Below are 5,914 nucleotides of genomic sequence, written 5' to 3' on the forward strand. Positions count from 1 at the left end.
GACATTGGGATTTCATTTGTCATTGGGATTTGGACATTGGGATTTTTATTCTTTGGCTTCATTATTTTCCTTAACATTATCTAAACATATACATTCCTTATTTCCCTATAGGGTGAATAGTTACCATCCTCTTTAATGACAAGAAAGGATGTAATTGTTGTTGCCTCTGTCCTGCATTTATAACCTTGGCTCACCATCTGATTGGCATGAATCCATAATTAGGCTCTCAGTTGGCGATGAAATAGATAGAGATGGTTTTCTTTTAGAGATGACAAGGCTTCAATATAGAAGGAATCCTACATCGTCAGAAAGGGGGGAATTCAGGGTAAAAGGTGAGACAATTGATATATTGCCCTCTACAGGAGAGGAGATAATAAGACTTTCTCTTTTTGGCGATTGTATAGAGAGGATTTTAATTATTGACCCCTTAACAAAGGAGAAAAGGGAAACAGATGTTATTGTTATCTACCCTGCAAAGCATTTTCTTACCAACCAAGAGAGATTAAGAAGCGCATTAAGGTCTATAGAGGAGGAGCTTATTGAAAGGATAAAGTATTTTAGGGATAATGGAAAGCTCATTGAGGCACAGAGAATAGAAGAAAGGACAAGGTTTGATATGGAGATGCTTACAACAACCGGCTATTGCCATGGGATTGAAAATTATTCAAGGCACCTTTCACAAAGAAGACCAGGGGAGAGGCCATATACCCTTATTGATTATTTTCCAGATGATTTCCTTACAATCATTGATGAATCACATGTAACAATACCCCAAATCAGGGGGATGTATGAGGGAGACAAGGCAAGAAAAAAAGCCCTTGTTGACTATGGATTTAGGCTTCCATCTGCATATGACAATAGGCCATTAAGATTTGATGAATTTTTCTTATTAACAAATCAAAAGATATATGTTTCTGCAACACCAGATTTCTATGAGCTAAATAAAAGTCAAAATGTGGTTGAACAGATTGTTAGACCAACAGGGATTGTCGACCCAGAGGTTTTTGTAAGGGGTGAAGAAAATCAAATAGAAAATTTAATAACGGAGATTAAAAAGAGAGTAGATATGAACCAGAGGGTTTTAATTACAACCCTAACAAAGAGGATGGCTGAGGATTTGGCAGATTATCTTTTAAGAAATGGCTTAAGGGTTCGCTACCTTCATTCTGATATAGAGTCATTAAAGAGGGTTGAGGTTTTGCAGGATTTAAGGCTTGGAAACTTTGATTGCCTTGTTGGGATAAATCTATTAAGGGAGGGATTAGACCTTCCAGAGGTATCTCTGGTTGCTGTGTTAGATGCAGACAAGGAGGGATTCTTAAGGTCAGCAACATCCCTAATTCAGGTATTTGGAAGGTGTGCAAGGAATGTTGATGGATGTGTAATTATGTATGCAGATAGAATAACAGGTTCTATGAAAAGGGCAATAGATGAGACAGAAAGGAGGAGAAAAAGGCAGATAGAATACAACAGAATAAACAATATTACACCAAAAACAATAGAAAAGAATATATCAGATTACCTTGAGACAAAGAGAAAGGCAGGGGTTCCAAAAATAGAGATTGGGATAGAATCAAGCGACCCCTGGACAATGATTGAATTCCTTGAAGAACAAATGAAAAGAGCCGCAGAAACCCTTGAATACGAAAAGGCAGCTTTGTTTAGGGATAAGCTCTTTGAGGTAAAGAGGGGAATAAGAAAAAGCAAAAACCTTTGATATAACTGTAACAAGAGTATAAAATAAAGGAATAAAGGGATATTAAAGTACTTACATAGGAAGTTAGGGCTTAAGTTCTTTGATTGTTTCAACCAAAAGGCTTACAAGTTTGGCATAGTCCATACCAATGGTATCCTTGCCATTCTCTATCGTAATCAACAATTTAAGCTGTGATATATTGAACAGAGCTAACCTCTACAATAACCTTCTTTAATGTCTCATCTCCAACAATACTTGCATTTAGCACCTCCAGCCCTACAATCTTACCATCAGGCCCGTAATTTGGTATGTGTTTAGCTCCTCATAAAAAGTATCAATCTTTATAAATCCGAAATTGAAAATCCGAAATCTTAAAACAATATCAAAATCCAAATGTTCAAAATCCAAAAACATCGGCCATTGTTTTGGTCATTTGGATTTTGTGCTTTGAATTTGTTTAGAATTTCGTGCTTATGTATTTAGAATTTTCCATATCTTCTTTCCTAACTTTAGGATACATTAAGCATTAGCTAAACACGTACGAAAATACTGAAAAATAACATCTTGATATTTTAGAAATTCTTTATGAAAAATCTAAATCCAAAGATTACTTTAGAAAACTCATTGCTTTTTGGTATATTTAGTAATTAAGTGTTGCATTTTGATATAGTAACATCAAACAAAAATTTACATTGACATTATATATCAAATAGGTATAATACATATGTATGGAATTTGAATTTGATCCCAATAAAAGCGAAAGTAACAAGAAAAAACATGGTATAGATTTTGTTGAAGCTCAAACACTGTGGGACGTCCTGATTATATCAGTGCGACAATCTTGTAAAGAGGAGGTTCAAATATATGAAAGCTGAGGAACTGGACAAAAGGTTTGATGAAGGAGAAGATATTCCTAAGCACCTTGATCTTTCAAGGATAAGACGACCCAACCAGAAGCAGAAAAGGGTCAATAGTGGATGATTCATTACCTGGATAAAGAAGCCATGCGTCTTGGTATCCCTCGTCAATCTATCATTAAAGTTTGGGTTGCGGAAAGACTAAAAAAAGACTCATACTTAATCTAATAATAAAGAGGGTAAATCCTTGTAAAAAAGATTTGACTTTATCATAAAGGATGATATATAATAAAAGATGATAAAAATGCCTGATAATAAAAATAATTTGTTTATTTATGAAGCAATTGAATTAAGGGAGGAGTTTGATAAACATACCAAAATATTAGAAAGTCTAATTGGAGAAAAAAGCAGAAAGCGGGAATTTTTATCAAGAGAAGAAGATGAACTTCAACCCACAAAGGATTTTGATATTAAATCAATTCAAGAAAAATTACAGAAATTGCAAACAAAACGAGTAAAATTAAATCAAGAGATACAATTGGTTAATTTAAATACCAAATTAAATTATGAGGGAGGAGAAATAACACTATCAGAAGCCTTAGAGATTAGAAAAAATTTGATAAAAGATATTGATGTATTAAGTGATAAATTAAACGAATCAGCATATGTAAGAATTATACACAAAGAGGGAAGGGATATAATAAAAGAACCCAAACAAAAATTTAGCGATATTTACCAAATCTTTGAAGATTTATTGAAAAAATTAAGGAAATTAAATCAAGAGATTCATAGAAAAAATCATACAGAAACTGTTAATTTTAAAGATGAATAAAGGAGATAGGGGAGCAAGTGCGAAACTACTGCGAAGTAGGATAGCCCGAAACCCAATAGCGTAAATTGGGAGTGGAGATGTCAATTATCCACTTTAAATCAAGTTTGACAGGATGGTTGAAATCCCCAATTTTACAACTTACAATTTTTTAACTACAACTTACAAATTTACATAATACCACTTACAAGATGGCTCCGCATCTCCTTTTAATGATTTAATTACTAAACTTTGGCTTTCTTTGCAAATTTCCCTTGAGTTTACAGCCGATGTAAAGACCAAGCACCAATACTTTTGATACCTTTTTGATGGCTCAGTTGTATCGCCTGAATTTATCATCAATAATTAAAGTAAAAACAAGCCCTTTTGGTAACCAATTTTTAACCAAAAAATATCTTGACCTTAATGGTCAAAATGACTATAATAATTTATATGGAAAAGGTAAATGTAGCTTATGCAAAGGAGCATTTTTCAGATATATTGGGTCGTGTAGCTTATGGAAAGGAAGAAATATATATTTTTCGAAGGAATAGAGCAATGGCTAAATTGGTGCCAGTTGATAAGGAAAAAAAGATTCATCTTGCCGATGTTAAAGGTTGGTTGTTCAATGACGACCCATTTTTTGAGGATATAGAGAAAATTATAAAAGCAAGAAGTAAACATATTCCTCGAATTATGTAAAAAAAGCTGATGTACTTACTGGATACCAATATCTTAAGTGAGCTTATAAAGAAGAAGCCAAATCCTAAATTGCTACAAAGATTAAAAGAAAAACCTGCTGAATCTCTTTATACAACCATAATTTCTGTAATGGAGTTAAGGGCAGGCTCAATGAGAAGAAAAGACAAAGATACTTTTTGGAGGCGGATTGAAGAAGAAATCCTTTCACGGGTTAAAATCCTTCCCATTGGTTTAGAGGAGGCAATAAATGGAGGGAATCTCCTTGCTTATCTTTTTGATGAAGGCAAACCAATAGGGATTGAGGATATATTGATTGCAAGTTGCGCCATTTCTCATAATATGACTGTCATAACAGCCAATACTAAAGATTTTATTCGTCTTCCAGGTGTAAAATTAGAGAATTGGCTTGTTTAATTCAAGTAACTATTCAGAGGTATGAAGATTTGCCACTTAAGACACAGAAATTATAAAATATATGTACATGTTTAGCTACCCTATAGTCAGGCACAAAGGGGCAAAGGGACAAAGGCACAGAGTTATTTATCATCTATCTTTTTACACAGGCTAGTAAGCATTCTTTACTTTGTGCCTTAAGTGCCTATTTTCCATTTTATTCTCACCTAGCTACCTTTTTTAAACCCCTTCTATTTTATCCAAAGTCAATCTGTGTTAATCAGTGGCTGAATAGTTACTTAAAAATTAGCAATGCAAAACTCAAAATGCAAAATGAACTTACAGTAATTTTGAATTGATAATTGCTAATTTTGCATTGGACATTGAAATTAGCCCTTCGTGGTTTAATCTCTTTTAGTCTAACGCCAAAGCTTACCTGCCCGAGCGAAGGGAGGGTCAGGTGCAGCGAATTGTTAGAAACTTAAATGTAAATCTCACCTTTCATATACATTGCAGCTTTACCCTTAATAACGACCCTTTCGCTTAAATTTTCGCAGAACAACTCACCACCTCTTGGAGAAAGTTGTAACGCATGCAATTTATCCTTCTTCAACTGTTCGGACCAATAAGGAATTAGCGTGCAATGTGCTGAGCCAGTAACCGGGTCTTCTGGAATGCCTGCGTTTGGAGCAAAGAATCTTGAAACAAAGTCAACCTTATTTCCTCTGGCAGATACTATCACTCCCATATATTCTTCGATTTTTGACAAAAGTTCCAAATTTGGCAAGAGATTACTTACTTTTTCTTCATTTTCAAGAATCACTAATAAATCTCTGGAGGCTAAAGTAGTCACTACATTAGTGCTCAATGCCTCCTCTAACACTTCTGGCTTTTTACAAGCAACCGGTCTCCTTGAAGGGAAGTTCATAGATAACAACCCATTATCTAAATGTTCCACAGTTAAAGGGCCACTTTGAGATTCAAAAGTCACAGTGTTATCTTCAATCAATTTTTCTTCGAATAAAACGAACGCACCTCCTAATGTAGCATGTCCACATAAATCCACTTCTATCTTTGGTGTAAACCATCTGATTTTGAACTGACCATCTCTTTTCATTATAAATGCAGTTTCTGACAAGTTATTTTCTGACGCTATGCTTTGCATCGTGTTATCATCAAGCCACTCTTCAAGAATACAAACAGTTGCCGAGTTGCCTGAGAAGACTTTACTTGTAAAGGCATCAACTTGATATATCGGAATATTCATGTGATTTCCTGATTTCTAACCTTATATTATACTGCCTATTGGCAGTTTTATATTGCTGCATTATAAGTTCCTATATTTCGCTACCTTTGTCCAGAATTACCTCTAAACAGGATATATTATATCAAAAACACATCACAAAAAGATAATCTCTTTTTTCCTTTATAGATTTTTTTGTTAAATACCATCAAAAC

General features: G+C 34.2%; 5 protein-coding genes and 1 pseudogene. 5 read left to right on the forward strand and 1 reads right to left on the reverse strand.

The genetic code is table 11. The features are described 5' to 3' along the window. Positions 1–154 precede the first annotated feature (154 nt). The 5 genes and pseudogenes from uvrB (at position 155) to AB1630_09780 (ending at position 4,477) form a co-directional block, all read left to right on the forward strand. Positions 155–1,717 carry an excinuclease ABC subunit UvrB gene (gene uvrB / locus AB1630_09760; protein MEW6104075.1) on the forward strand — a complete coding sequence of 521 codons (1,563 nt, stop codon included), beginning with the start codon at positions 155–157 and terminating at the stop codon, positions 1,715–1,717. Positions 1,718–2,560: 843 nt separating this feature from the next. Beyond that, positions 2,561–2,781: pseudogene (locus AB1630_09765) on the forward strand (CopG family transcriptional regulator). A 67-nt stretch (positions 2,782–2,848) separates the two neighbouring features. Further along, positions 2,849–3,385, forward strand: coding sequence for a hypothetical protein (locus AB1630_09770; protein MEW6104076.1), 537 nt, complete (start codon positions 2,849–2,851; stop codon positions 3,383–3,385). A 411-nt stretch (positions 3,386–3,796) separates the two neighbouring features. Then, the gene (locus AB1630_09775) at positions 3,797–4,063 is read left to right on the forward strand and encodes a type II toxin-antitoxin system Phd/YefM family antitoxin (protein MEW6104077.1); all 267 of its coding nucleotides are present in this window, start codon (positions 3,797–3,799) and stop codon (positions 4,061–4,063) included. Between the two features lie 9 nt (positions 4,064–4,072). After that, complete coding sequence (locus AB1630_09780; GenBank protein MEW6104078.1) at positions 4,073–4,477, forward strand: PIN domain-containing protein; 405 nt, start codon at positions 4,073–4,075, stop codon at positions 4,475–4,477. Between the two features lie 460 nt (positions 4,478–4,937). On the opposite strand, the gene AB1630_09785 is transcribed toward AB1630_09780, so the two are convergent. Further along, positions 4,938–5,723 carry a PhzF family phenazine biosynthesis protein gene (locus tag AB1630_09785; protein ID MEW6104079.1) on the reverse strand — a complete coding sequence of 262 codons (786 nt, stop codon included), beginning with the start codon at positions 5,721–5,723 and terminating at the stop codon, positions 4,938–4,940. Positions 5,724–5,914 lie beyond the last annotated feature (191 nt).

Source organism: bacterium (genome assembly GCA_040753555.1).
In the GTDB taxonomy this organism is placed as follows: Bacteria; UBA9089; UBA9088; order UBA9088; family UBA9088; genus JBFLYE01.